Genomic DNA, 26,594 nt, shown 5'->3' with positions numbered 1-26,594 from the left:
TCGGGCTTGCCGAACGCAGGCAAAGCCCGGCTGACCGTCGCGTGAATGAAGTTGTTGTCACGGCGAAGGGCAAGGCAATGACCGACAAGATCGATGTTGCACGCGAAAGGATCGCCCTTGGCGTTTTTGCGAACTGGGAGCCGGCGGATATCGACGATCTTGTGCGGTTGATGCGAAAGTTTGCAGACGCCATGGAAGATGAGGTGGCGAGCTCGGGCGTTTCGTAGACAACCGGCTCTCTTGTGAGCAAAGCTACCCGTCACTTTAGCCGCCGGGTCAGAGGGAGCGTCGAGCTTTGAGGTGTTCAGCAACGCTCTCGATGCCGTCGAGGTGAAGCCGGTTTTGGATGCGGTGAAACTGACGGCCCAATCGCGCTGTGAAGAAGGACCGTTTTACTCGTCAGCGCCCCTTGAGTCGTCCACGTCCGCTATAGGCCACCTGTTGCCTATTTGAGGGCGTCAATTGCACCAGCATGAACCGCAACGCTACAGCGCCGGTTGGCCATCCGCGGCCGTGCCATCAACCCATATGGACTTCGCCGCCGGACGAAGGAACTTCCCCCCGCGGATTTCGTTTCAAGTTGCGATCATGGAACTGGAGATCAGTCAATGACCCTCAATCCTATCGGTGAGCCCGTCCCTCGTGGGGTGATAGCATACGCCGCCCGTAAAACCGCATCCGATGCAAAGGAAGCCGTCTCGCAAAACGGGCTGTACGCTTGGAACGAACTTGCTGGGATAGGCTTGAGCCTTGCCTTCCTTCCTGCCTTCGCATGGGCGAGCTTCGTCACAACCAGTACTACCGCCTGGCAGTCGTGGACCTTGCCCGGTTTGCAAACCGATACGACGCCGGGTTCAGAACGTTCGTCTGTCGACAGCAGGCCGTTTCCAAGCTGATCCAGCCCCTTAGACTTACGGAGGTGTATGTGGACAATGAATCTATTTCGCCAGCTGTTCTGTCGTTGCTGAACGAGCAGGCAGAGCAAAGTGCAAAACGCACGACTCGTTTGGAAAAAGGACTGGAGGATACCTTTCCTGCGTCAGACCCGGTTTCAATAACGCATACAGTCACCGCGACCGGTTCGAAAGCGGTGGAGGCCGAGCCCCACGAACGCGATCTTCTGGGGCTCCATCCATCGAACGAGTTCTCGGCGTCGAAAGATGATCATGCCGCCGAGCTTCACGCGATGACGCGATCTCGAGAAGCTTCGCGACCGTTTACGCGCCACCACCTCCGGCTCCGCCGGCACCGCACGCGCCACAGCCGGCGTGATCGAACGCCGCGTCGAGCAGATCATCAGCGAGCAACCTCTAGCAACCATCGGCTTCGTTACCGCATTGTCCTTCATTCTCGGTGCTGGGTATGGCGCCAGAAGGAGCGACTATCGATGACGGTACGCCCTGATCGTCCGTGAAATGTCGAGAGGTCATCGCGCCGGTCCGACACGGCTGGCATCGACAATCGCTTGATGGCAATTTCCGGCGCGGCGCTCTGGGTGGCTGCGCCGTCACGGCGAGCGTCCGCACTGGTTCCTGACGAGCATGAAATCGATGACCATGGCCGCGAAGCCGAGGTGCCGGAATCAATCCCTGCCCGAGGTCTTCGCGATGTCTTCTTGCGGGTGTTTCATGAGGTTTCGACTGACCGGGTGATGCTCATCTCTGCCGGTGTCACCTTCTACCTGCTGCTGGCCATCTTTCCCGCGTTGGCGGCTTCGGTGTCGCTCTATGGCCTTGTCGCCGACCCGTCGACCATGGCAGATCACCTGAACGCCTTGGCCTCGCTTCTTCCGCCTGGTTCTTTCAAGATCGTCGCCGATCAGATCGCCAGTCTCGCCGCCAGTCGGGACCGGACGCTTGGATTGACCTTCTTCGCCGGCCTGATCATTGCACTTTGGAGTACGCGAAACGGCATCCTTGCGATCTTCGACGCGATGAACGTGGCCTATGACGAGGAGGAAAAGCGCGGTTTCTTCAAGCGAAACCTGATCGGGCTAGTGTTCACTATCGGCGCTATCATCGGGCTCACCGCTTTGATCGGCCTCATTGCCGTATTGCCCGCCATCCTCGCGTATTTCTGGCTTCAAGGCACCGACGAGCGACTTTTGCTGATCCTACGCTGGCCAGTCCTGCTAGTGCTCGCTTTTGCCGCCGTGACCTGTATCTACCGATATGGACCAAGCCGCTCGCCGGCGCGCCTGCGGTGGTTGACATGGGGCGCGGCGCTGACAGTGGTCGCGTGGATCGTTATGTCCGTTGGCTTCTCCTTCTATCTCGGCAATTTCGCCGACTATGATGCCGCTTATGGCGCGTTTGGTGCCCTTATGGGCCTTCTCATCTGGATTTGGCTTTCGGTCGGTATTCTCATCGTAGGAGCCGAACTGAATGCGGAACTCGAACATCAAACCGCACGGGATACCACGACAGGTCCGCCGCTTCCAATGGGTGCGCGTGGCGCCTTCGTCGCCGACACGCTCGGAGCAACGGCAGACGCGATAAAGAGCAACAAGGATTAGGCTTCTTGTGTAGGAGCACACGGAACAAGCGGCAGGCTGCGAGGTTCAAACAGCAAAGGAGACCTGCCATGAAAACTCTACCCGCCACTTTTGCCCTGTTGCTGATTTCGTCCGCCGCCTTTGCCCAATCGACGGCCGAGACCACAGGCGTCAACTCCGCTTTGAACATTCCTCCCAAAACGGAGGATTTCGTGAAGGAGGTCTCGATGAGCGACATCTTTGAGATCGAGTCGAGCAAGCTCGCGCTGCAGAAGGGTAACGCGGCGACGAAAGCCTTCGCCCAGCAGATGATCGAAGCGCACGAGAAGACGACGAGCGAACTGAAGGGCCTGATCGACGGCGGCAAAGTGAAGGCGCCTGCGGCCACAGGCATGTCCGACGCACAGAAGAAATCGTTCGACGAGCTCAAGGATCTCTCGGGCAAGGAGTTCGACGATGCCTACCAAGACGACCAGGAAGACGCCCATGAGGATGCCGTCGATGTGTTCAAGCGCTACGCTTCTGAAGGTGACAACGCCGACCTGAAGGCGTGGGCCGCAAAGACGCTTCCGGCACTCGAACATCACCTGAAAATGGCTGAAGACCTGGACGACTAGCCGCTCCATTGCGCGCTTTGTCATGGAGGAGATTCCGATGAATTCCCACTAATCCGGAAAAGGGTCGACAGACCCGCAGCGCGACGCCGCCGGCCAGTTCGCTCCTTCGCAGGCCGACCGGTCAGCGGACGGCGTCGCAAGCGCGAAACCGACGGTCGTCACCGGTTCTGAGGATGCCACTGCGCACCGCGATCCCCCTGGCAAGAAGCGCCAGAAGGATTGGGACGTCGGTTTCGACGACCGCCAACCCGATCGGTCCTGAATGGAGGTGGCCATGAACAAGAGTGAAAATCCGGGAGTCGAACACCTAAACCCTGAGCAGGCCGCCCGAACAGGCGGTGAGGCGGTTTCCGACCCGCATCCCGGCAGCGTATCGGACGGCACCCACTCGGAAGCTTCCGAGACAAAGCTCCCGCGCGGCGCAGATGACCGCCACACGGAAAGGCGACACACGTGACGCTCCTCACCGGATCATGTCTTTGCGGACAGGTAAGGATCACAGTACGGGGCGCTCCCGACCGGGTCGGCATCTGCCATTGCACCGATTGTCGGCAGGAGAGCGGTTCGGCCTTCACGTTTTTCGGAGTCTGGCCTGCTGGACAGTTCGAGCATACAGGAGAAACCGCCAGCTTTTCCGGGCGGTCCTTTTGCCCGCGCTGCGGCGGGCGTGTCTTCTCCCTCGATACACACGAAGCAGAGGTCAAGCTTGGTATTCTGTCCGACGCGCCGTCACCCCTCACCCCCAGCTACGAACTGTGGGTCAAGCGCCGTGAACCCTGGCTTCGGCCTATCGATGGCGCCGAACAATATGAAGAAGACAGGTCGTGACCGCGATCGACGCGCTCGATTCCTCCGTCGCTGATAGCATCACCGCGACATCACCATCCCCGCGGCTACAAGTCCGAGCATGGTAGCGATCGCGAAAACTGTGAAAACCCTTCGCCTCGTTCGGCCGGCTTTTAAGGCTGTAGGCGCCTGGTATATTGGTGAGAAAGTGGAAAGCGTGCGCCTCTCGATCGGCATCCGCCGACATCGGGCGAGCACGCAGCGCATTGCCGGACTGCGTGGTCAGCATGCAAAAGCCGATGTCCTTGGCGAGTTCCCAAACCTTGTCCTGATCGTTTTTCCCCTGAGCCATATCGTCCTCCTGATTTCGGGACTTGGAGAACGGCCCATGCTCCCGCGAAGTTCCGTGGCTGCGACCACCATGCTGACCGGATGAACGCGTTCGAAGCGATGGGCGTGTGCAAATTGCGCAAAGCCTCTCAGCCGCACGGAACAGGCCGATGGATTGCCCGTTCTTGCACTCGGCATTGGCTTATGAAGAAATGGTTGGTTCAGGTGAGCGTCGTTGCGTCCGGAAATCGAGAAACGCCCGTAACGGCAGCAAAAATTGCCAATCCCCCCGCTTCCAGACCGCCGGCAAGCTTTGTCGCAACCAGGCTGGCTGCCGGTCTGCAACGCTCTCAATCCTCGCTGTGCTACGTGGCATTGAGCGAAGGGCACGTCGGGGAGATTGCCCAGGCCGTCGGCGCTCTCTTCCCCCAGATCGCGCTCATCGTCCTGCCCCCGTGGGACTGCCTGCCCTACGACCGCGTGCCGCCTTCACGCCACAGCATGGGCCGGCGCATGGATGCGCTGCGAAACTGGAGCATGGCAGGGAAAGCGCCGCGGCTGCTGCTGACGTCGCTCGCTGCGACGCTCCAGCGGGTCCCGCCGGCGGCCGTCATCGCCGAAAGCCGGCTGGAACTGGTGGCCGGCACGTCCTTCCACCGCGAAGCATTTTTCGAATTCATCGAGCGGACGGGCTATGTGCAGGAAGGCGTTTCGGACGATCCCGGCGAGGTCGCCGTTCGCGAAGGCGTGATCGACATCTATCCTGCTGGCGCCCCCGGCCCGATGCGGATTGTCCTTTCTAAGGACGACCGGATCGAAGAATTGCGAGGCTTCGACCGGTTGTCTCAACGAACGGAAAGCTATCTCGATCGCGTCGTTTTCGGCCCGGCATCCGAGGCCGTTTCCTTCGAACGGGACGCGGAAGATCTCGCGCCGAACGCGCAGACCATGGAACGCCTGATGTTGCGTCGTTATGAGACGATGCCGACCGTGTTCGATTTTCTCGGCGATGCGGCCGTCACTCTGGCTCCCGGCTCTGCCGAGCGACTTGAGCGCTATCTGGAAATTATCGAGGATGCCCGCCAGGCGCGCGAGGGCTTCGGCGAGACGGGCACTTCCGCCCGATCGCTGTATCTCACCCGCGACGAATGGGAGCAGCATATCGGGAACAGCGCTACTCGCACGCTCGACCTTCACGCGGGCGCCGATCTCTCGATGGATGCGCCTGACGTGACCAGCCGCAACGCCTTCGCCAAGTTCATTCAGGATCGGCTGCAACAGGGGCTGAAGGTCGTGATATCGGGGACAGGCAAGCGGGCCGAGGGGTTTTGCCGGCGGGCGGAGAAGGCAAGCGGCATGGCGCCTCTGGCCGTCGACAGCTGGCAGGCCGTGCTGGAGGCGCAGCCGGCAACCCTTCTGAAGCTGTCATGCGATCTGAAGCAAGGCTTCATCGACGCCGACACGAAGATAGCCTTGCTTGCCGCGCCCGATGGCGCAGGCAGGAAGATCACACACAGCACGTTGCTGGCTGAGCCGGAGCTGCGCATAGGCGACGTGGTCGTTCACGAGGAGCATGGCATCGGCGTTCTCGAAGATCTGGAGAGCATCGTCGTTGAAGGCATCGCCCGCGACGCTGCGCGCCTGCGATACCGCGACGGCGGCTCCGTCCTCGTGCCGATGGAGGAGTTCGGAAAGCTGTGGCGCTATGGTTCCGAACCCGACGCCATCACGCTCGACCGCCTTCACACGGATGCCTGGCACAAGAAGCGCGAGAAGATCGCGGCGGACATACAGTCCACGGCACGCCATATCTTGAAGGTCGCCAGGCAGAAGCAGGCATCGCAGGCCGAGAAATTAGTGCCCCCGCGCGGCGAATTTTCCGCATTCGCCCGCCGATTTCCCTTCGCCGAAACGACTGATCAAGCGGACGCCATCAAAGCCGTCCTTTCCGACCTGGCGTCCGGAAAGGTCATGAACCGGCTTGTTTGCGGAGATGTTGGCTTCGGCAAAACCGAAATCGCATTGCGCGCAGCCGCAGCCGTCGCGCTCTGCGGCCGGCAGGTGGCTGTCATCGCTCCCACCACAGTGCTGGCGCGTCAGCATTTCGCCACCTTCGAGCGTCGTTTCGCAGGAACAGGCGTCTCCGTCGGCATGTTGTCCCGGCTTCTCAAGCCTGGCGAGGCGAAGCAGGTCAAGGCGGCGCTGGCGGAGGGCCGGATCGGCATTGTTGTCGCGACCCAGGCGGTTCTCGCAAAGGATGTCCGCTTCGCGCACCTTTCCCTTTTGATCGTGGACGAGGAGCACCGCTTTGGCATCAAGGAAAAGCGCGCGATGGCCAATCTTGCGCCCTCGCTCCATACGCTCACCATGTCGGCGACGCCGATTCCACGCACCTTGCAGTCTGCGATGGCGGGGGTTCAGGAGGTCAGTATTCTTGCCACGCCGCCCGAACGACGCCGGCCCGTCCGCACCTCGCTTGCGGCATTCGACAGCGCATCCATGCGCATAGGCCTGATGCGTGAATATCGACGCGGCGGGCAAAGCTTCGTGGTCGTGCCACGCATCGAGGACATCGCGGACATCGAGACGATGCTCCGCAAGATCGTTCCCGAACTTTCCGTAAGGGTCGCCCATGGCAAGATGCCGGCAGCGGCCATCGATGAGGCCATCGTCGGTTTTGCGGATGGCGACGGAGACATCCTCCTGGCGACGAACATCGTGGAAAACGGGCTCGATGTGCCACGCGCGAACTCGATATTCATCATGAATGCCGAAAGGTTCGGGCTGGCACAGCTCCACCAATTGCGCGGACGCGTGGGGCGCGCAGGTGCGCAGGGGATCGCTTGTCTCCTAACGGAGCAAGGCGCCAAGCTGGCCGAAGACACCAAGCTGCGGCTCTCGACGCTCGTGGAGAACGACCGCCTGGGTGCCGGCTTTGCCATCAGCCTTCGAGACCTCGACCTGCGGGGCGGAGGCGATATCGCCGGCGAGGATCAAGCAGGGCATATGCGTGTTGTCGGCATCGGCCTCTACCAGAAGCTGCTGGCAAGTGCCGTCGCGAGAACCCGGAAACAGCCGTCGTCCACCCACCATCGCGCCATACTGAATCTTGGTCAGGCGGGGACGATACCCGCGGACTATGTTTCGGATGCCGCCGTCAGGCTCAATCTCTACGCCAATCTGCTGCGGGCAACCACCGTGAGCGAGATCGACGATATGGAGGAGGAGTTCGAAGATCGGTTCGGCGAGCCGCCGCGGGAGGTAACGCTTTTGTTGCGAATGACCCGCTTGCAGCTCGCTGCGGGACGACTGGGCTTTGCCAAACTCGAAGGTGGACCCAAGGCTCTCGCGATAACGCTGACGGGAGCCACGTCGAAGAAAGCGATAGCATTGACAAAGAAGGCGGGGGCGGTCCGGCGAGAAGACCGGCTGATCGTCGAGTTATCGAACGGCACCTTTGAGAAGCAGTTACAGCTCTTCGAGCGCTTGGTCGAAGCCGCCCGTTGATCGCATATCGCCGATCTGGGGATGCCGGCACCTGCAAAGTGCGCGTCTCGGACGCACGCCGTGACCGACATCTTGGAAGGCTTGCTGCGCGGATCGGCAAGGGCTAGTCGGCGAATGCGCTCCTTTTGATGCGCGTTTTGCGATGGGGGTCGTCAGCTTCCGGCAAGCTACTCACCTCTGGTTATGCCGTAGTCGTCTCGGGGAACTCTCAGCACGTCGAAGCTTTCTTAAGGTTTCGGACTTCCCACATCGCCGTGGTAATCCTTCGTCACGAAGCGGCGATCCATCTGTTGTTCCATTAGTTCGGGCAAATGAGATTGCCTCAGCTCTTTTCTCCGGGGTACTGTGAGCTTTTCAAATGAATTACTAGATGGGCTGTGCTGCGCGCCAGCATCGAGATCATCGTTTGAAGCCACGCCGGCGTCTGCTTCAGATCAACAAAGTTTGTTGGGGTCACGCCGGGCTTGATATCGTGGTCAAACGCCTCACCTAGAGACAGCCTCGCGGCGCAAAAAGGCTGGCGCCGTGACGAGCGCCTACGACGTCCTATCTTCGGCCACGTCCTCAACCATAGCGGCTTTTTCGGAGAGTTTGCGGCTCATCTCACGAGGCTGCTGCTCGTCGAGTTTCTCGATACCAACGAACTTGTTTTGCGCCTGGGAGGTCAGGATAAGCTCGTCCAGCTTCGCCTGCAGGGCCTTGCCATCGCGGTTTTGCGAGTTCTGCAGGACAAACACCATCAGAACGTCACGATGGTCGTCCCGGTATTGATGACGAGTTGCCAGTTCTCGGAATATCCAAAAAAGGGGCCGGATATTGCCCAAACGAGAACGACAGTCACGGCGAGAACGAAAGTGCCGGGCTTGCCGGAAAAACTCGCAATCGCTGTGGCAAACCTAGAAAAAAAACTGGGAGAAGAGTTGTTGCTCATAAACCTGAAGACGTGGTTAGGGTGGCACTCATTTTGTCCGGTGTGCCTGACAGCAAGCTGAACGGCGCCAATGATGACATTTAAGTTTCGGCTCCAAGTTCGTGTCTGCAAGTGTACATGCTGTAGCTTCTCTATAGGTACCCTAGCAGACGCCATTATCAGGAGATACAGCGGGAGCGTGTCAAGGGCAGAAGGCCTTCAGGGTGTCGTGTACGAGGCGGGCGCTGATCGGTTTGGCGATAAAGCGCGCGGATGCGGGAAGCTTCTCAGTGGGGGGCTTTACCGCCCCAGACGCGATAATGATGCAGATGTCCGGCCATTTTTCCGCGATGCGGTGAGCGAGTTCCAGACCGTCCATTTCGCCCGGCATCTGAATGTCGGTGAATACAAGCTTCAACGAGTTGTGCTTTTGCAGAAAACCAAAGGCCTCGTCAGCTGTCCGCGCCTCGAGCACGTGGAAGCCTTGGTCGGAAACAATATCCGACGTATCCATGCGGATCAGTGGCTCATCGTCGACTACGAGGGCCACGGGGACCGGGAGGGCGCTGAACTCGTCTTCCGTCATCATGTTCGTGTAACCGCGCCTCCCGATAAATGTTCCTACCCGAAGGCTTTCCGTGAACCATCAACGCGAGGATGCATATTGTGCGTTATAAAGGATGCGCCGTCTTTGCAGCGCCGGTTTGCAAAATGTCCGTCATAAGCAGCAAAATGTGGTCCTGTGTAGCGCCGGCAAGCCGAAACCGCTTCACCTCAGGATATAAAGCGCCGCACTACAAATGGCGGCGGCGAGTGCCACGGTAAATGCTCTGAGTTTGAGTTGCTGGCCTGCGCGTTTTCCCGTCCAGTCGTATTCCATGAAGAACTCCTTGAGAGAGCCCGTCCTAGAGGCTTTGGCTTGCCCTGAGCTTTAGAACACGATCAAGCACTGACCGTCTTAGGCGCTAATACCAGAATGAAGCGCAATCCTTTGGGAAGATAGTCGACCCTGACCTTCGTCGTGCTATCCGTGGGCAAGGCGTTGCGGATGAGTTTCGAGCCGAAGCCCTCTTCCGCCGGCGGTACGACGGGCGGGCCGCCGCGCTCGTGCCAGGTGAACACAGCGTTGTCCCGCGCCACCTGCCATCCAATGTCGATATGGCCGGTTTCATTCGAGAGCGCCCCGTACTTGATGGCGTTCGTCATCAGCTCGTGAATGATGAGGGAGAGACCGAGCGCCATTTCCGGCGTAATCTCCAAATGTGGCCCGTCGACATGGCATCGTTCATCCGCGAGGTCGGCGTACGGTTGCAGAGCCTTGGTGACGAGGGTTTTGAGATCCGTGCTATGCCCAGCTCCCGAGAGCATCAGGTCATAAGCGCCGCTCAGCGCTTTCACGCGCTCATTGAACGTTTCGGCAGCCGCGCGCTGTTCTCGAAACGTCTGGCGGGCCAATGCGGAGATGATAGTCAGTGTGTTTTTGACGCGGTGGGTCAGTTCGCGGGCGAGCAAGGCGCGCTTCTGGTCGGTTTCTTCGAGCGCAAGGCTCTGCTGGTTAATTTGATCGAGTAGCGTGTCCAGCGATCGCCCCAGGATGTCCAGTTCGAACGTGCCCGACATTCCCGTCCGTGCCCCCAGATCTCCCGTGCGCCGGCGCTCGAGTGCGCCCATGATGCGGTCGATCGGGAGAAGAATGAAATACTTGCCCACCCAGTGGGCGGCAAAGATCGCAATAAGCGTGCTCATAAGGAGCGTAAGAGCCCCTACCCAAGTCGCGCGATTGATCTCAGCGAAGGCCTCCATTGTTGAAAGTCCCGCGCTCACATAAAGCGGCCTCGCGGGTGTAATCGGTTCATAGCCGAGGATCCGTTCCGTGCCGTCCTGGCTCATGACCTCGATCGTGCCCGAAGACTTGGCTGTCAGCAACGCTTGGAAACGGTCCGGGATGCGCGTCCCGACGAACCGCTCCGGAAATGGGACGCGCGCCAGAATGGTGCCGTTCCGGTCAGCGATGGTGACGGCGCCCCCTTTTTGCACACCACGGTCGTTAATACGCTGTTGGAGCCAGGGGAGACGGATGCCGGTTCCAAGCACAGCAACGACCTTGTTATCGCGCCGGATCGGCAGGGCAACCGGCAGCACCGGCGCACCCGTCAGTTTGCTGATCGTATACTCGCCGACAACTAGGTCGTCCGCTTTTAGAGCCTGCTGAACGTAGGATCTGTCGGAAAAGTCAGTCCCGGCGGGATGTCCCTGGCTATCACAGACGAGTTTACCCTGGGTGTCGATCAGCAGGATGGCGCCGGTCTGGTCAATGCGACTCGCGACACTGTTCAGCGTATCGGTACACCCGTTACCGCTCAAATCATTTACCGAAGGGATCGCCGCGACTGCGATGAGAAGGCTACGCGCGCCTTCGAGGATACGCTCGATTTCGGAGGAGGCCAGACGCGCTGAAGCCGCCGCCTGGATGTTCAGCTCCTCGTAGCGTTTGTACCGCGTAGCGACTTCGTTATAAATCAACAACCCTAAAGTCGGCACGAGGGCAGCTGCCGCCACTGCGAACAATCGCTTCTTCATGCCCAGCTGACCCCAAGCGTTTTGAATGAGCCAAAGCAATAACTTAGGGAGCGCGTAACTGCAATATCCGGGCCTGGCACGAGGCTTCGGGATTGCTTGACTAGTGCGTAATAGAAAGCCGGGACGCGCTACGACACACCGTCCTGTGCGTCGCGACGTGAGAAGGTTGGGGAACCGTCCGCGACACTTTTGAAATAGTGGCGCCTGAGAGGCCTTCTAGAGCCGCGCACCCCTTCTACTAAACAAAAAGAACCCGGGTCGCTGACCAGCCTACTACGCCTCGTCCTAGCGCGCTGCGAAACCGCGCTCGGCCGCGCGTATCAGCTCCTCATAGTGCTTGTCCCGGTCGAACGATCCACCTGGATACCTATCGATCAGGCATCTGCCGAAGGCCTTGCGCGCCCTCTCCTCCGGGCTAAACGACGGCATCGAGACGATTTCCTCGAACACGTCCTGCACCAATACGAGTTCGTCCGGCTCATAGGAATTGTTCATGCGCACCAACCTCAACGGAACATCCCGTAGGGTTAGGGGTTTGTGCCGGACGTCGCAAGGCTACGGGGCATGGTGTCACGGCGACAGTGTAAAACTATTGAGTACTTAATGGTATGACGCAGACTTTAGAGAGCATGACCATCATCTATGACGTCATTAAAAAAGGCGTCTTCATCGAGTACCAGGGGAAAACCGAGTATCTTGCAGGACCGTTCCCGACACGGAACCAAGCCATCGCCGAAGCTGAACGATTCTGTCGTTCGCTTGGGCAGGAGTTTGCACCACCTCTCGCCGGGCGGACGCTGTGACCTTCTAAGAGGCGCCGCACCTCGCGCCCGCAAGAGGGCCGAGCCTCGGCTACGCCTGCGGCCGCACCAACCCTCTTGCAGTTGCTACCCCCCGGACCTAGCTGGTCAGGCGGGATTGCACAGCTGCAACCTGCCACAAACGCATAAAACGCATGTGGCGTGTGCGCAGGAGTGATTTGGAGAGAGCCTCAAAAAATCAGCTAGGTGAGCCAGATCGTCAGCTTGTCGCTAAGGGCCGTGGCGCTATATCCCGCTTGGTTGCGTACGCTTAGGGAGGCGGAATTGACGGAGCGCAAGAAACGCATAACGTCTTCGACGTGGGGTAATCTCGATGAGAGCAAAAAGGTGGCGGCGGAGGAGGAAGCCCGGCGGCTGGAAGCCTTCCGTGAAAAGTCCGAACGTCTCAAGGCGTTGAGACTGGCCACGCTCGCGAACAGGGGGCCTTCGTGTGCGGCTGAAGCGGGCACGGACGCCCGGATCTAGTCGATGCCACCTTGGATCAGGAGGAGTGATCGGACCGGAAGACCGGTCGCCAGTTTTTCTACGATCGTGTTCGCACCGTGCACCCCGTCGGGATTGGCGACGGTGCCCCTCACTTCAATCCGCCCGCGCGTTACCGCCAGCCGGAAGGTGCCCAGTTCCGGCCGAATATGAAGCTCGGAACCGATTGCGGCAGCCGTCGCACTCAAGATCATGTCATAGGGGATTTCACTTCCGAGCATGCTATGCGCCTCCTAGGGGAAAGCACAACCGGACGGGATAGGAACTCGCCTGCCATTTCGTTGGCCATAGGGAGAAACCGGAAAAACCCCTATGTTTTCCTTGCCGTCGCATCCGGTTGATACGGTTGCGCTTTCCAAAGGCTAAAGGCCTGCAGCATGCCCAAGGTTCCCGAAATCTTGCGGATTTCGCCAGCAGGTCCCGGTCGCGGAGGGCAAGCATCGCACGCCCAACAGCGATCGCTCCTGTTCCTTCAATTTCCTGCACGGCAATAGTGAGCTGACCCGCCTTGCGCCGAGCATCCGCGCCACCTCCTCGTGCGTGAATGGGAACGAGATGTCGTCGATGCGATCGAGCGTACTCAGGATCCAGCGGGCGACTTTCTGGCGGAGGGGGCATACCGCGTAAGCAAAAGCCGTCTCGACTGACATGGCCAAGCAGCGGGTCACATAGGCCATGAGGGCGGCGCGAAGGAACGGCCGTTCGTTCATGAACACCACAAGGACGTCAGCGGGAATGGTATGCACTTGGCCAGTCACTTGCACCCTTGCGCTAATAGTCTGTTCGGCGCCCAATAGGGCGGGCGCCCCACGGAACCCCTCACGGCCGAATTTGAGGATCTCGACTGACTTTCCCTTAGGCGACGTGGCTGCCACTGAGATAACGCCACTTTCCACAAACAAAGTGTTCTTGAGCGGTGCCTCTGGTGATGACAGGACCGTATGCCGCTTCAGGTCCACCAGGAACAGATGAGGCGTGATGGCGGCGAGATCTTCAGGTTCAAGCCTGCGCAGGACGCCATTCTTCAGGTGTGGGACCGTAGCTTCCATTCCGCTCATCTAATACGGCTGATCAACCTAATGCACCCCTTAAAAAAATGCCCCGTGAGGGGGCAAGCCGGTAGCTGCAGTATCGGACTAGAGGTCCGTACGCAATTTGCGACAATCACCTCACCTTTTCAAGTTGATGGCGAGCACTTTGTGCCAGGCGGATTTGACCCAACGAGCCATCGTGGCTTCCTTCCTTGGTGTTAGATCTTGGCGCTGTCGCCGCGTTCCTTGAGCGAGAGGAATTTGGTCGTGACGGCGGCGATGTTCTCATCGAGCCATGCTGCCATCAGTTGCTCTTCGCGCAGGTTCGCCTCGAGGCCCTGCACGGCGCCGGCGTAACCGCCGTGTTCGGCAACGGTGATCAGGGATTTGTACGCAGCTATTTCGAAGTTCTCAAAGGCGAAGTTCGCGAAACTGTTTTTCAGGATCTCGTCGCCCGCCATCGTGTGACCGAGGGCCGCCATTGCGCCTGTGAACGAGAGAGCCATGTCCTTCAGAGTCGAATGGTCTTCACCGAGACCGTGGAGGATCTCCTCCAGGCGGGCGATCTGCCCTTCGGTCTCCCGGATATGTTGCTCGAGCTTGGCGCCGACCTCCGGATAGTTCTCGATCCGCGCCAGCTGTGGCTTCATGATCGACAAAGCCTGGTTTTCCATGGCGTGCGCGTTGCGCAGACCAGTGACAAAGAAATCGCGTGCTGCGTCTTCCATTGGGTCTCCTATCGAGTTGAGTATGGCTTTCAACACGGGAGCCCGCGCATAAGTTCCACCGCCATGGCGGCGAATAGCCTGGCTGCGCACGGCGCTCACGGAGGTGCGACGGGAAGCGGGAAGAGGTTTAGGCGGCCCTTCTGGCGACGACGCGGTTCCTGCCCTCCGCCTTGGCGGCGTAAAGCGAAGTGTCCGCCTGTTTCACCAGGCTGCCGGGGGGAAGGTGGCCAGCGTCCGGCTCGAACGTTGCGATACCGACACTTGCGGTCACCACGCCAAACTCGCTTGCAATGTGCGGGATCGACCGAAGCTCGAGCTCGATACGAAAAGCCTCAGCAAGGGCCAGTGCAGCTTCGCTTGTCGTATTCGGCAGGATAACCGCAAACTCTTCGCCCCCATAGCGCGCTACCACGTCCCCGGCCCGACGCGCGGCGTTACGCAGACACGCGCCGACTTCGACAAGACACTGGTCACCCGCCTGGTGGCCGTAATGGTCATTGAACGCTTTGAACCGGTCTACATCTACCAGCAGGAGGGTCAACGGTGCCCTGGTATTGGACGCCTTGCGGCATTCGGCCTCGAGGCTTTCGTCAAAGCAGCGGCGGTTTGCGAGGCCGGTGAGACCGTCCGTGACCGCCAGCCCGCGCATATGATCAGCAAGCTCTTTCAGGGACTGTTCTGACTGCTTCATGGCGGTTATGTCGGAGATGACGACCAGAGACGAACCGTCCTGGGCCAGGCGCGTGCGAACGCTCAGCCAACGGTCGTTAAACAGCGGGATTTTCATCCTTGTCCGTATGTAGGGTCGAGGCGGCCGCCTCGATATAGCGCTCTTCTGCGTCAATCGAGATGTCCTTCCGTTCGCCGTTTCGGACAACAGCCCTGACGATATCTCGAATGTGGGCACCTTCCTTGCGGGCATATGCGGAACGGGGAAACGCCGCCCGGTATTGATCGTTGCAGAAGACGAGGAACCCGTGCGGATCGAACATGGCCAGACCGTCGGACATCTCCGCCATCGCTTGTGACAGGAGGTTCCGGCTCGCGACCAGATCGTTTTCCAGCTTTTTCCTCAGAGTGATGTCCCGGGTAACGCCCGATAGGCCGACAAGGTCCCCGTGGCGGTTACGCAGGACGACCTTGCTGGTGGTGTACCACCGCTCGCTACCGTCGGGCGCCTGGATGCGCTCCTCGTGGTCGGTGAGAGGCTGGCCCGTGGCCATCAGGCGCTGCTCCACTTCAAAGAGCTCGCCTGCACGGTCCGGACAGATATCGAAATCGCTCAGGCCGACCATCTCCGACGATTTTTGGCGCCCGTTGTGCCGCGCCACATTGAGGTTCGTGACGACGAACCTGCTGTCCCGGTCTTTGACGTAGTGGAAATCCGGGGCTTGGGTCAAGGCCGCGCGCAGAATGTCGCGCTCCTGGGTGAACTTGGAAAAGTAGATCATCACCAAGCCGGAGGCCAAGGTCGCGACGAAGTTGACCAGTGCTATCGGGAGCGCGACCGTGGCCAGCGCGGCCTCCAACAGTCCCTTGGGCAGGAGCAGGAGCACGAACTGCGAAAGAACGGCCGCTATGGTCGCCAACCCAAAGAGCCCGGGAAGGCGTTTAAAGAATTTCCCGGAAAGCAACCTGAGGGCCAGCACGATCGATGACACGACGAAAAGGCCGTAAAGCCCCGGCACCATGCCGGCGCCGCCTATCGCGATGCGCGCGACAACGGCAAGTAGGGCGCTCACCCCCAACGAGAGCGGGCCACCGAAAATGCCGGACACGACAAGCAGGGAAACGCGAAGGTCGAAGAAAATGCCCTCGACGAGCGCCACGGACTGGATCATCGAGGCGATGATACACACGCCGATCGTCACGCCGAAGCCGACTTGAAGCTGCTTTTTAGTAAGGCGGTAGTGGCGGTAGCTCAAATGCATCCAGACTGATATGAAAAGGCCAACCGATGAGAGATTCCCGAGCAATGTCTGCCAAGCGATCATCGAGCTTTGCCGTCCTTATCCGCGCCTGCGTGAATGAGCTTCCGCTATCAATGTTAGCAGTTGTTCCTTAAAGTTTTACCAGTCGCCGATGCTGAGGGAACACCCGCGACGATGTACTGTTAGGGGGTTTATTGGCGAGGTTTCCCCCATGCCTTCTCTCCTCCACTACGTTCTTGTCCGCCTGGCCATCGGGTTCGCAATAGGCGCCAGCAGTGTCCTCATCCTTACTGCATTCTCGATATCGATCTTTGGCAGCTTGCGCTCTTGGCTTGAACTCGCGCTGATGGTTTGGGGTATCGGCTCCGTCTTCGCCCTCGGTTTTCTTGCAACGGCGCTGGCGATGGAGAACTGAAGAGGAATTGGGTGACGCCTGGGTCGAAGCGGCGGCGCGTCTGGCTCGACGGCGACGGCATAGAAATCGGACGGGTAACGCAACGCGTGACGAATGCGTTCGCAGTGGTCCAGCTCTCGCGTAGGGGTAGCGCTCGAGGACGAAATCAGATCGTGGCCGTCGAGAAGCTCAGGGATGCGCTAGCCGGGATATCGGCTGCTAGTACGTGACAATGGCGTGACAACGACGACCCGCCCATTTACCAGCGACGGATTACCGCTTTCGTGCGAGAGAAAACGAGGATGGCGGCGTCGGATGACGCCGCCATCCCGTGACTAGGCGGTTCGCCAATCAGTCCCGCTGAATGCCGAAGGTGCCGTCCTTGTTTATGGCGCCATTATCGCGCTCATCCTCAATCTCGACCTCGGTCTTACGCACCGTGTCTGAAATCGTTTCGGTACGCTGATCAGATGTTTTGCGCAGGGCAATTTCTTCGACCACGCGCGCGTCCTTGGAAATGACGGCTTCTTCGCGATGTTCTTCCGCTTCAATTGTGCGGTCAACAAAGGCGTTATTAGTATTGCTAACCGGACGGTCGACCGGGCGCCGAGTCACTTCAACGTTCTCGTCACGCAGCGAAAGCTCTTCATGTACAGGAGACTCGGTCACGTATGAGCGAACGCGTACGCGACCGTTATTGACATCCCGTTTGCCAACGCGCAGCTCTTCCTGCACGACCGGAATGACCTCTTCGCCATCAGCGCCGAACTGCGTCTGTTGGGATGTTTCGGCGCCAGACCGCTCGAAGCCCGTTTCGATCGGACGCTCTACAGTCCCCGCACGCGACCACCCTTCAGACTCCCATGACTGTGAACGCTCGTCGAGATCGATGCTTCCTTCGTCATCCAGGATGTCGAGCGCGATGTCGTGCATGTCAAGCGGATAGCGGCTAAGGGTCACGAGGTACCCTCCGCGCCGGAGACCTTCAGCATATGCATAACGATCTTCGCTCGGAAAAAAGAAGTTTTCCAACGCAGCCCAAAAACCGGTCTCCTCGGTTTTGAGCGTCGAGGCCGACCCGTCTGCGTCGCCGAGCACCAGCTGGATAGCGCTTCTAGAAATGCCAGCACTCACGAGGCGTTCGATTGCATGATCGGCGTCCGCCCGGCTGTCGAAAAAGGCGGTGATTGTGTTGCGGTTATTGATGGTGCTAGAATGCAGATCCGACTGTTCAGTAAAGCTCATAGCAGTTTCTCCTCGTTTGGGGTTTCGGTTTCACGCTCGACCGTGGCACGCTGCTTTCGAAGCGCTACCGGTACGAACACATCTTCTGCCGTCTTGATCTTGCGGATGCGGATTTCCTCGACCAGAACAAGGCGTTTCTCCACCACGACAATCTCTTCCAACACGGGTATGATCGTCACGTCGCCTTCAACTCTCATTTTAGGAATGGAGCCAACCTCCTCACCAATAGGTTCGCGGATGACCTCAACTCGCTCGCCGGCCAGTGTAGCCTGAGCGATCTCCTCGGTAAGCTTGGTTTCCGTGGTGATACGCACCCGGCCAGTCACGGCGCGCTGCTTGTCCACGTTCAGCTTCTCGTCAACGAGTTCAACTTTGTCAGCTGTGGCCATTGTCCCGCCCATTTGGATCGGTTTGGGAACGCGCTGGGAGTCTCGATGTTCCGAGATTTTGACTAACCGAGTGTGCGTCTAGGCGGCGGAGCGGACAATTTAAGCGCAGTCAACACGTTAATACGGCGTCAACCATAACGCGCCAGACTAGTGCCGCGGTCACAGGGGCAACAACATGCGCAGTATTGAAATCATCGACGATGTACGGCTGCGATTTCCGGGCAGGGATCGGGAATTTGATCTCGGTATCGAAGTCGGCTCACTGAGCGTGCTCATTGCACAGGGCGTCGCCGCCGTTGAACGAGAGGTTAGTCGTGAAGCACTTGAACAACTGATACCGATTGCGGAGCGGTTCCGCTACACCGTCGCCTGTGCCAACAGCGATAACGACATCGTTCGTGTCAGATTCACCCGCTTCCGCCAGAAGCCGCAACTCCGGCTTATTCGCACGTAAAGTCAGCCTTTTTTCGAGCGCGTTCCGGCGCCGTCCCCACGCGCCGCGGACCTCGCATGGCCATACGCGATTGCAGTCCTTCACACAGACGAGCTTCAGGCGTTAAAGTCAGACCAAGAAATGTGATCTCCATCGTTTGATGTTTCAAACGCGAGCGCCGCCCCGGCCTAAGGCTTGTAACGCCAATCCGCCCTGACTTTAATTCAGTCGTCTAACCTGCCGCAGGAGCGTGGAAGGCGGAGCAAAATCCACACCGCCCCTGACAGGTACGCGGAGAGGACAGTCGTTCCAGAACAATGTCTTGCAACATCTGGGCACGAGACCCACTGGCTCGACAGTTCCGCTGACTGCGCCTACCTATAGGGATTACTATAAAGGTTGGTCGACCACGCTTCGAGCCGGTTTGCCTGATCTCGATCCCCGGTCGCATAGACGAGGCGGCCGAGGCGGCCGTCGAGATCAAGAGGTTCCGGCGAGAGGTTTGCCCGTAGGCGAAGCAACCCGCCCGGCAGGCGCCAGTCGACGAAAATCGAGGTGTCTTTCGAAGGTACCACCGAGCCGGCATAGCCCTCAGCGTCCGCGAGGCGCGGGACGACGTGTTCCTTGCGAACCGCAAGAAGGCCGGCCAAAAACATTTGCCATTCAGACACTTCGGGCGTCTGCGCCTGATCCCAAGCTAGTTTCGATCTGGTGAACGTCGCGCGATCGTTCGGATCGGCGATGTCTTCCGGCCGCATTCCCTGAGGAAATCCTCCGAAGTTTTCAGCCTCTCGCGGCCGGTTTGCTCTGATCGCCTCGGCGATCTCCCCCTCATAGTCCGAGAAGAAATGGAACGGACGACTGCTCAAATGGTCGTCACCCATGAAAAACAACGGTATCTGCGGCGAAAGCACCAGAATCTCGGTCAGGACGCGGAAAATATGCCTGTCGATCGTCGTGTGGAGACGATCACCGCATGCGCGATTGCCGACCTGGTCGTGGTTCTGCAGGAAGTGAATAAAGGAGGTCGGTGGCAAAGAAGAGGACGGGCGCGGTTCGATCGGGAGTGTGCGCTTTCCCTCATGGCGGTAGCCCTCCGCAAGTGTCTTTTTGATGTCCGCGAATGGAGCATCAGCGAACGGTTCATAGTGGCCGCTGCCTTCGCCGGTAACAGCGACATGCACGGCGTGATGAAACTCGTCGTTCCAGTCCGCGTGAAAAAGCCTCCGGCCGTCGCTGCGGTTCGCAAGCAGATCGGTCCCGTTTGCCGGGTTCTCGACGACAAGGTGGACGTGTCTATCCGGAAAACGCTCACGAACCGCCTCTGATATCTCCTGAAGAATATGCGGATCGCGCGCATCCTCGATCTGATCAACAGCGTCGAGCCTCAAGCCGTCGAGGCGATACTCCTCAATCCAGTAGAGCACGTTATCGAGGAAGAAGCGACGGACGGCCTCTTGCCCGAAATCGATCCGGTCACCCCAGGGCGTCGGATTGTCGGTCTGGAAGAAGTCCGGCGCCAGCTGCGGTAGGACATTCCCCTCAGGTCCGAAATGGTTGTAGACGACATCCAGGTAGACCGCTAAACCGCACCGGTGCGCCGCATCAACGAAGCGCTTGAAATCGTCCGGGCTGCCGTACGCGTTGTGGGGTGCATAGGGGAAGACGCCGTCATATCCCCATCCTCGTTCGCCTGGAAACTGCGCAAGCGGCATGACCTCCACCGCGGTAAACCCTATCTCGGCCAAACGGGGAAGTTGATCGATGGCTGCGGTGAAGGTGCCGTCCGCGGTAAACGTCCCGACATGGATTTCGTAGAAGACGTGTTCTTCCCATGGCCGCCCGGTCCAGTGATCCTGCGTCCAACCGAACGCTGTTTGATCCCATAGGCTGGAGGGCCCGAAGACACCCTCGGGCTGAAACCTCGATGCCGGATCGGGGACACGCGATCCATCGGGAAGAACGAAGAAGTAGGCCGCGTCGGACTCTACGTTCTTCGCGGTCACGGAGTACCAGCCTCCCCCCATGGCGCGCATCGGATACTTCTCCGCGCCCACTTCCACGGACACGTTGGGCAGCGCTGGTGCCCAGACCTTGAAGGTCACGGACCCATCTGCGTGAAGTTTAGGCCCCCAAGTATGGTCGTGGGCTGCTTTCATCGTAGAAGCCCCTGTCCGCCGTCAACGAAAACCGGGGAACCGGTCATATGCGCCGACGCATCGCTCAGCAAAAAGCCTATGATCCTTGCGACATCTTCAGCGCGACCCGGCTCACCACCGGTGATCGGCACACTACCCTCAGGCCAGACCACAGGTATTTCCGTCTGCTCTCGATGCCTTATCTGCGACGACGATGCGATGTTGGTATCGATCGCACCGGGACAAACGACATTGATACGGATACCATGCCGGCCAAGCTCAAGGGCCAACTGTTGGACCATGGCGACTTGAGCGGCTTTGCTCGCGCTGTAAGCAGTTGCACCGGGGTTCGTGAACGTCCGCACGCCGTTGATTGATGCGACGACGACGATCGCGCCTCCACCAGACTTCTTCAACAGCGGAACCGTTCGATTGATTGTCATATAGGTACCGCGAAGATTTATGCGGATTGTCCGATCCCACTCTTCCGGGGTCAGGTCGTCGATCGGCGCCCATACACCGTTGATACCCGCGTTGACGACGACCGCATCCAACCGGCCCCAGTTCGAGGTTATTGCATGGACGGCTTGGTCCATGTCGGCCTCGTCCGACACATCCCCGCCGACACTGACGGCTGTTACGCGGCAGGACGAAGAAAGCTCGTGGGCGAGCTCGGCGAGATCTTCTCCGTGCAGATCCATGAGAACGAGGTCATTCTCTGCCGCCGCGAGCATGCGCGCTGTTGCAAGCCCGATGCCTGAGGCTGCTCCCGTGATGAACACTACAGGCGACGTCATAGGTCGCTACTCGCGAAAGGGCGGAGCGGCAGGGTGTTGGAAACGTCCTGGACCGAGCTCGTGTCGTCTATTTGCACATCTGCTTCAGCCGGGGGATTGTCGTCTTTGTAGTCGCCGAACGCTGTCAGTTGAACGAGGACTTGCCTGGCACGCAGGATTGCCGCCGCTCGCTCAAGATTGGTGTGGGCCACCATCGTCACCGACGCTGCCTCGCCGCCCTCTCCATTAAACTCGACGGTGATCATGCCGTCGGCCAAATCACTAACTCGAATATCGATGAGTTCCATGGGGCTCTCCTGTTTCGGCATTGAAACTCAGCGAAGAGGACATCGGTTTCGGTACGTTTGCGGACGAAGAAGGATGCGACTGGTTTCGCGGGAACACGTCAGCTGCCCGTTTCCGAGTGCGGCGCGGCCACCGGCTTTGACTCAGGCGATCCCCTAAAACGGAGGAAAATGGAAAGGACGACCAGGATCGCGGTTGAAAGGAATTCTGACTGCCAGTTCTGAAGGGATTCGAACCAGAACTGCGCGCTGCCGAGGTGTTCAAACAACGAGACCGGGGGTTGGCCATGCATGAACGCCTCGGCGTTTGCGTCCTCGGCACTATATCGCAGGTGGAGAACGAAACTCAGAATGAAAAGAAGCGCGAGGGCAAGCCCGAGCGAGTATGAGTAAAGAGCACGCGCAAAGCCTCCTACACGCACGGGCCAAGGTGCATCGACTTTGTCTTGCGCTTCCCTTGGATCCTGATCCTGGGCCGCAGTGCTGTCTGGATCCTTAGATTCCGCTGAGCCGCGCTGAAAAAGGACTGCTGTCAGCATCACGTAAGCCGACATTTGGAGGAATTCGCTTTCCCAGTTTTCGAAAATTGCCGATAGGAAGTGACCCGAGAACGCATAGTCTGCGAGCCCTATATGGGCGGAACCGTGTTCTGAAAGCTGATCGTTATAGACGCTCCAACCACTCAGAAGCATGCCTCCGATAGTCAGTAGGGACAAAGCTGTCAGAACGATGGTGAGTCCTTGATCTCGAATAGTACGCAATAGTCGTCTCCTTTTAACCGGCATCGTGCGACCTAGATGAAGATACGGCGAAACGATGATGATGTTCCCCGCCAAGCAGATGTTCAGAGCGCGACACCATCAATACGAACGCAATTTCGCCCGCGCGGTTCGACGTGCTTAGGTCGATGTTTCGCGATGAATGATCTATCCCAGCCTCAGCGGGCATCCGCGACACTGCTACAGCTGCACCACCGGCCACCCTTCCCAGGATCCCCCACAAAGAAACTCCGGCGCAGACGGAGGCCCATCAAATGCCGGAGTTTAGCCCAAAATCGCCTGCTCATTCGAGCGCGATGACCTTCGCCTTTCTCCTCGGATACGCCGGTCCCACGACCATCTGGCGCGCTCTGCGCGCTGGTGGCCCAACACCTGAAGGCGACTTGAGGGGGTTACCAAAACCTGTTGCTGTGTAGCGTCGTCGAAAAAGGCTACCGACTAAGCGATTGCTCGGTAGACTTCTCCACAGAGCAATGGTCACACTACGTTCGGTTCACGAACGCGACTCATGTGGGAACATTTTTGTGATCGCCACGTTTATCGACCTGTACAATTTCCCGCCAAAGGAGAGCGTAATGGCCGAGAAGACATTGGACGACCTGTTCCTTGACACGCTCAAGGACATTTATTTCGCCGAAAAGCAGATCCTTAAGGCACTGCCGAAGATGGCCCGTGCTGCGCAATCGGAAGAAGGCAAAGCCGGCTTCCTGCAGCATCGCGATGAAACGCAGGGCCAGATCGAGCGCCTTGAGCAGGTCTTCGAACTTGTTGGCAAGGCGGCCCGCGGCAAGACCTGCGAAGCCATCCAGGGCATTATCGCCGAAGGCGAAGAGATCATGGAAGAATACAAGGGCTCCGTTGCCCTCGATGCGGGCCTCATCTCCTCGGCGCAGGCCGTCGAGCATTACGAAATCGCCCGTTATGGCACGCTGATCGCCTGGGCCAAGCAGCTTGGTCTTAAGGAGGCGATCCCGCTCCTCCAGGCAAACCTTGCAGAGGAAGAGGCGACTGACCAGAAGCTGACGAAGCTCGCTGAAGCCTCCGCAAATCCCAAGGGCAAAAAAGCCGCTTGATCATTCTGCCGTGTCCTGAGAGGCCGCCCCACCCGGGCGGCCTTTTCTCTATGAAACATCAACAATCAAGAGGAGCGACAGATGGTCAAGAAGTCGACACCGCCGAAAGCAGCAGAAACTTCGCCGAAGACGTCAGTGGCTATGACCCCCAACCCGTCGATGGCCAACACCGTTACGATCCATGACCAGAAGCTCCATCGCGGAGAAGGCGGCGAACTCCACCAGTTTGCTGAGGATGGGCATGACGTTTTAACGACCGCCCAAGGCGGACCAGTGGCCGACGACCAGAACACGTTGCGTGTCGGCGCTCGCGGTCCACTCGTCATGGACGACTTCCATTACCGCGAAAAGATGTTCCACTTCGACCATGAGCGTATCCCGGAGCGAGTGGTGCACGCGCGCGGCTATGGCGCACACGGCTTCTTCGAAACGTATGAGTCGCTTGCCGCCTACACGCGGGCCGACCTGTTTCAACGGCCCGGTGAAAAGACACCGGCGTTTGTCCGGTTTTCCACAGTCGCCGGCAATAAGGGCTCAGCAGATCTCGCCCGTGACGTCCGTGGTTTCGCTGTCAAGCTCTACACGCAAGAAGGCAACTGGGACCTGGTCGGCAATAACATCCCGGTGTTCTTCATTCAGGACGCCATCAAGTTTCCCGATGTCGTCCATGCCGCAAAGCAGGAACCAGACCGCGCCTTTCCACAGGCGCAGACTGCCCATGACAATTTCTGGGACTTCATCTCACTGACGCCCGAGAGCATGCACATGGTCATGTGGATCATGTCGGATCGCACCATCCCGCGCTCCTTCCGTTTTATGGAAGGGTTTGGCGTACATACGTTCAGGTTCGTCAATGCCAAGGACGAGTCCACATTCGTCAAGTTCCACTGGAAACCGAAGCTCGGGCTGCAATCGGTCGCCTGGAACGAGGCGGTCAAGATCAACGGCGCCGATCCTGATTTCCATCGCCGCGATCTCTGGCAGTCGATCCAGTCCGGCAATTTCCCAGAATGGGAACTGTGCGTTCAGCTGTTCGACCAGGAGTTTGCCGACAACTTCGACTTCGACATCCTGGATCCGACGAAGATCATACCGGAGGAAATCTTGCCGGTTCAGCCGATCGGCCGCCTTGTTCTGGATCGCATGCCCGACAACTTCTTTGCCGAAACAGAGCAAGTTGCGTTCATGACCCAGAACGTGCCGCCAGGCATCGATTTCAGCAATGACCCCCTGCTGCAGGGGCGCAATTTCTCCTATTTGGACACACAGCTGAAGCGTCTCGGTGGACCGAACTTCACCCATCTTCCGATCAACGCGCCGAAGTGTCCGTTCCACAATTTCCAGCAGGACGGCCACATGGCGATGCGCAACCCGGTCGGCCGAACGAACTATCAGCCCAATTCCCGTAATGAGGGGCCGCGTGAGTCGCCGGTGAAAGGCTACCGGCATTTCCCTTCGGAGGAACAGGGGCAGAAGGATCGGCTCCGTCCGGAAAGCTTCTCCGATCACTACAGCCAGGCTCGACAGTTCTATATCAGCCAGACCCCGCCCGAGCAGCGCCACATCGCCATGGCGCTGACCTTTGAGCTCAGCAAGGTGGAGACGCCGGTTATCCGGGAACGCATGGTGTCACATCTGATGAACATCGATGAGACGCTGGCAACAACCGTTGCACAGAAGCTGGGCTTCCAGTCCATGCCGAAGCCGGCCGATGCTGCCATGCCGACGCGCCAGGACCTGGAGCCGTCGCCTGCACTCAGCATCGTCGAACGCGGGCCAAAGCGTTTCGAAGGACGCAAGCTTGGCATACTGATCACTGATGGGGTCGACGCCAAATTGCTGAAGGGCCTGACCACGGCAATCACCAAAGAAAAAGCCGTATTCGAGTTGATCGCTCCAAAGGTCGGGGGCGTGACCGCATCCGACGGCTCGTGGATCGAGGCGCATCACATGATCGATGGCGGGCCATCTGTCCTCTTTGATGCCGTGGCCATTCTAACGTCTACCGCCGCGATTGACGATCTGGTCAGAGAGGCAACTGCCCGAGACTTTGTCGCCGACGCTTTCCAGCACTGCAAGTTCATTGGTTATGATCAATCGGCCCTGCCGCTGCTGGAAAAAGCCGGGATTGCTGGTGATCTCGACGAGGGTGTTCTCGCATTACCCGGAGAGGACGGCATGTCCGCCTTCGTTTCGGAGCTCGGCAAGCTGCGTGTTTGGGGCCGCGAGCCGTCGGTGAAGCTTGGCAAGGCGTCTCCGCCGATCAAGTAGTTGCTTCGGGCGCGGATCTCCGCGCCCCAACTTATTTGAAACGGTTGGGTCGGCAGCACGCCAAATTAGCATACGCGGATTGGCACGGCGTGCCACGATCAGCTGGCTTGCGGCGACTTCGTGGAATAGCCCGCGGTCCCTCAGCGAACCAACGTTTCGATTTCACAGAGGTCGTTTCGAATAGCTGTCGCAGCGACCCCTGCCTGCCCCATCGCATGGCTGATCTGATCGAGACCGATCACGACGTCGCCAGCAGCGTAAAGACCTGGAACGCTGGTTCTTTGATGAGCATCGACGTCGATACAGCCCTCCCCCGAGACACGGGCTCCGAGCTCTGCTGCCAAGCCTGAACGAATGTCTGAGCCAAGGGCCGGATAGAGGGAAGCGAACGCGTAGGCTCTCGTGGCTGTCGTAACGGTAATCATATCGGCACCTGGTTCGACTGACACCACTGGTCCTGCCTCGACCTTGATGCCAAGTGTTGGTTTCCACGCAGAACTGAGCCGGTTAGGCGCATAATTTCCATTGAGAATTGAGCCATGTGAACCTTCCCCCAACGCGGTGAGCGACGGG

The 26,594-nt window shown here is 59.0% G+C and carries 27 protein-coding genes and 2 pseudogenes; 12 read left to right on the top strand and 17 right to left on the bottom strand.

The window, feature by feature from the left end; translation table 11 throughout:
* The 5 genes and pseudogenes from J2Y63_RS33660 to J2Y63_RS33640 form a co-directional block, all read left to right on the top strand.
* Positions 1–227: MarR family winged helix-turn-helix transcriptional regulator (locus J2Y63_RS33660; protein WP_435269572.1), on the top strand; the 227-nt coding region annotated here is incomplete at its 5' end.
* 1,241 nt (positions 228–1,468) lie between these two features.
* Complete coding sequence (locus tag J2Y63_RS33655; RefSeq protein ID WP_435269575.1) at positions 1,469–2,515, top strand: YihY/virulence factor BrkB family protein; 1,047 nt, start codon at positions 1,469–1,471, stop codon at positions 2,513–2,515.
* A 68-nt stretch (positions 2,516–2,583) separates the two neighbouring features.
* Positions 2,584–3,111, top strand: coding sequence for a DUF4142 domain-containing protein (locus J2Y63_RS33650; RefSeq protein ID WP_435269571.1), 528 nt, complete (start codon positions 2,584–2,586; stop codon positions 3,109–3,111).
* 70 nt (positions 3,112–3,181) lie between these two features.
* Positions 3,182–3,373 (top strand): annotated as a pseudogene (locus J2Y63_RS33645) (hypothetical protein); the annotation flags it as partial.
* 191 nt (positions 3,374–3,564) lie between these two features.
* Positions 3,565–3,939, top strand: coding sequence for a GFA family protein (locus tag J2Y63_RS33640; RefSeq protein ID WP_435269570.1), 375 nt, complete (start codon positions 3,565–3,567; stop codon positions 3,937–3,939).
* On the opposite strand, the gene J2Y63_RS33635 is transcribed toward J2Y63_RS33640, so the two are convergent.
* Positions 3,899–4,249 (bottom strand): pyridoxamine 5'-phosphate oxidase family protein, encoded by a 351-nt coding sequence (locus tag J2Y63_RS33635; protein ID WP_435269569.1) that lies wholly within the window; start codon positions 4,247–4,249, stop codon positions 3,899–3,901. The genes J2Y63_RS33640 and J2Y63_RS33635 overlap by 41 nt on opposite strands.
* Positions 4,250–4,431: 182 nt before the next feature.
* On the opposite strand from J2Y63_RS33635, the gene J2Y63_RS33630 reads away from it, so the two are divergent.
* The gene (locus tag J2Y63_RS33630) at positions 4,432–7,734 is read left to right on the top strand and encodes a DEAD/DEAH box helicase (RefSeq protein ID WP_435269568.1); all 3,303 of its coding nucleotides are present in this window, start codon (positions 4,432–4,434) and stop codon (positions 7,732–7,734) included.
* Positions 7,735–8,270: 536 nt separating this feature from the next.
* On the opposite strand, the pseudogene J2Y63_RS33625 reads toward J2Y63_RS33630, so the two are convergent.
* The 4 genes and pseudogenes from J2Y63_RS33625 to J2Y63_RS33610 all read right to left on the bottom strand — a co-directional run bounded on the left by J2Y63_RS33625 (position 8,271) and on the right by J2Y63_RS33610 (position 11,719).
* Positions 8,271–8,665, bottom strand: a pseudogene (locus tag J2Y63_RS33625) (low affinity iron permease family protein).
* Between the two features lie 181 nt (positions 8,666–8,846).
* A complete protein-coding gene (locus J2Y63_RS33620; protein WP_435269567.1) occupies positions 8,847–9,233 on the bottom strand; it encodes a response regulator in 387 nt (128 codons plus the stop codon).
* 353 nt (positions 9,234–9,586) lie between these two features.
* On the bottom strand, positions 9,587–11,224 hold the full coding sequence (locus tag J2Y63_RS33615; RefSeq protein ID WP_435269566.1) for a sensor histidine kinase: 1,638 nt from the start codon (positions 11,222–11,224) through the stop codon (positions 9,587–9,589).
* 285 nt (positions 11,225–11,509) lie between these two features.
* Positions 11,510–11,719: a hypothetical protein gene (locus tag J2Y63_RS33610; protein WP_435269565.1), complete on the bottom strand. Its 210-nt coding sequence runs from the start codon at positions 11,717–11,719 to the stop codon at positions 11,510–11,512.
* Positions 11,720–11,853: 134 nt separating this feature from the next.
* On the opposite strand from J2Y63_RS33610, the gene J2Y63_RS33605 reads away from it, so the two are divergent.
* Both J2Y63_RS33605 and J2Y63_RS33600 read left to right on the top strand, forming a co-directional pair.
* Complete coding sequence (locus tag J2Y63_RS33605; protein WP_435269564.1) at positions 11,854–12,027, top strand: hypothetical protein; 174 nt, start codon at positions 11,854–11,856, stop codon at positions 12,025–12,027.
* Positions 12,028–12,309: 282 nt separating this feature from the next.
* A complete protein-coding gene (locus tag J2Y63_RS33600; RefSeq protein ID WP_435269563.1) occupies positions 12,310–12,510 on the top strand; it encodes a hypothetical protein in 201 nt (66 codons plus the stop codon).
* Here the strand turns inward: J2Y63_RS33600 and J2Y63_RS33595 are convergent.
* From J2Y63_RS33595 to J2Y63_RS33575, 5 genes are all read right to left on the bottom strand, one after another.
* Positions 12,507–12,749 carry a hypothetical protein gene (locus J2Y63_RS33595; RefSeq protein ID WP_435269562.1) on the bottom strand — a complete coding sequence of 81 codons (243 nt, stop codon included), beginning with the start codon at positions 12,747–12,749 and terminating at the stop codon, positions 12,507–12,509. The two genes, J2Y63_RS33600 and J2Y63_RS33595, sit on opposite strands and share 4 nt — an antisense overlap.
* A 141-nt stretch (positions 12,750–12,890) precedes the next feature.
* On the bottom strand, positions 12,891–13,577 hold the full coding sequence (locus J2Y63_RS33590; protein WP_435269561.1) for a Crp/Fnr family transcriptional regulator: 687 nt from the start codon (positions 13,575–13,577) through the stop codon (positions 12,891–12,893).
* A 200-nt stretch (positions 13,578–13,777) separates the two neighbouring features.
* Entirely contained in the window at positions 13,778–14,287 is a 510-nt protein-coding gene (locus J2Y63_RS33585) for a ferritin-like domain-containing protein (RefSeq protein ID WP_435269560.1), read from the bottom strand.
* 127 nt (positions 14,288–14,414) lie between these two features.
* Complete coding sequence (locus J2Y63_RS33580) at positions 14,415–15,074, bottom strand: GGDEF domain-containing protein (protein ID WP_435269559.1); 660 nt, start codon at positions 15,072–15,074, stop codon at positions 14,415–14,417.
* Positions 15,055–16,281: a PAS domain-containing protein gene (locus tag J2Y63_RS33575; RefSeq protein ID WP_435269558.1), complete on the bottom strand. Its 1,227-nt coding sequence runs from the start codon at positions 16,279–16,281 to the stop codon at positions 15,055–15,057. The genes J2Y63_RS33580 and J2Y63_RS33575 overlap by 20 nt, the downstream gene beginning before the upstream one ends.
* A gap of 148 nt (positions 16,282–16,429) precedes the next feature.
* Between J2Y63_RS33575 and J2Y63_RS33570 the strand changes: the two genes are divergently transcribed.
* On the top strand, positions 16,430–16,633 hold the full coding sequence (locus J2Y63_RS33570) for a hypothetical protein (protein WP_435269557.1): 204 nt from the start codon (positions 16,430–16,432) through the stop codon (positions 16,631–16,633).
* Positions 16,634–16,963: 330 nt separating this feature from the next.
* Here J2Y63_RS33570 and J2Y63_RS33565 read toward each other — a convergent pair whose 3' ends face one another.
* Both J2Y63_RS33565 and J2Y63_RS33560 read right to left on the bottom strand, forming a co-directional pair.
* Positions 16,964–17,857 (bottom strand): YsnF/AvaK domain-containing protein, encoded by an 894-nt coding sequence (locus tag J2Y63_RS33565; RefSeq protein ID WP_435269556.1) that lies wholly within the window; start codon positions 17,855–17,857, stop codon positions 16,964–16,966.
* Entirely contained in the window at positions 17,854–18,246 is a 393-nt protein-coding gene (locus J2Y63_RS33560) for a YsnF/AvaK domain-containing protein (RefSeq protein ID WP_435269555.1), read from the bottom strand. The genes J2Y63_RS33565 and J2Y63_RS33560 overlap by 4 nt, the downstream gene beginning before the upstream one ends.
* Before the next feature lie 175 nt (positions 18,247–18,421).
* Between J2Y63_RS33560 and J2Y63_RS33555 the strand changes: the two genes are divergently transcribed.
* Entirely contained in the window at positions 18,422–18,700 is a 279-nt protein-coding gene (locus J2Y63_RS33555; protein ID WP_435269554.1) for a hypothetical protein, read from the top strand.
* Positions 18,701–19,053: 353 nt separating this feature from the next.
* On the opposite strand, the gene treZ is transcribed toward J2Y63_RS33555, so the two are convergent.
* The 4 genes from treZ to J2Y63_RS33535 form a co-directional block, all read right to left on the bottom strand.
* On the bottom strand, positions 19,054–20,784 hold the full coding sequence (treZ, locus tag J2Y63_RS33550) for a malto-oligosyltrehalose trehalohydrolase (protein ID WP_435269553.1): 1,731 nt from the start codon (positions 20,782–20,784) through the stop codon (positions 19,054–19,056).
* 50 nt (positions 20,785–20,834) lie between these two features.
* Entirely contained in the window at positions 20,835–21,614 is a 780-nt protein-coding gene (locus tag J2Y63_RS33545; protein WP_435269552.1) for an SDR family oxidoreductase, read from the bottom strand.
* Positions 21,611–21,901, bottom strand: a complete 291-nt coding sequence (locus J2Y63_RS33540; protein WP_435269551.1) for a hypothetical protein — start codon at positions 21,899–21,901, stop codon at positions 21,611–21,613. Before J2Y63_RS33540 ends, J2Y63_RS33545 begins: the two co-directional genes overlap by 4 nt.
* A 98-nt stretch (positions 21,902–21,999) precedes the next feature.
* Positions 22,000–22,659, bottom strand: coding sequence for a DUF6766 family protein (locus tag J2Y63_RS33535; RefSeq protein WP_435269574.1), 660 nt, complete (start codon positions 22,657–22,659; stop codon positions 22,000–22,002).
* A 593-nt stretch (positions 22,660–23,252) separates the two neighbouring features.
* Between J2Y63_RS33535 and J2Y63_RS33530 the strand changes: the two genes are divergently transcribed.
* Positions 23,253–23,750 carry a ferritin-like domain-containing protein gene (locus J2Y63_RS33530; RefSeq protein ID WP_435269550.1) on the top strand — a complete coding sequence of 166 codons (498 nt, stop codon included), beginning with the start codon at positions 23,253–23,255 and terminating at the stop codon, positions 23,748–23,750.
* A 141-nt stretch (positions 23,751–23,891) separates the two neighbouring features.
* Positions 23,892–26,021, top strand: a complete 2,130-nt coding sequence (gene catE, locus J2Y63_RS33525) for a catalase C (protein WP_435269573.1) — start codon at positions 23,892–23,894, stop codon at positions 26,019–26,021.
* Between the two features lie 140 nt (positions 26,022–26,161).
* Here catE and J2Y63_RS33520 read toward each other — a convergent pair.
* A partial coding sequence (locus J2Y63_RS33520; RefSeq protein WP_435269549.1) for an FAD-dependent oxidoreductase occupies positions 26,162–26,594 on the bottom strand: 433 nt, incomplete at its 5' end.

The organism is Shinella sp. BE166, from assembly GCF_051201095.1.
GTDB classification, from domain to species: domain Bacteria; phylum Pseudomonadota; class Alphaproteobacteria; order Rhizobiales; family Rhizobiaceae; genus Shinella; species Shinella lacus.
The sequence above is the reverse complement of the archived record's forward strand: the minus strand, read 5'-3'. Positions and strand labels throughout refer to the sequence as shown.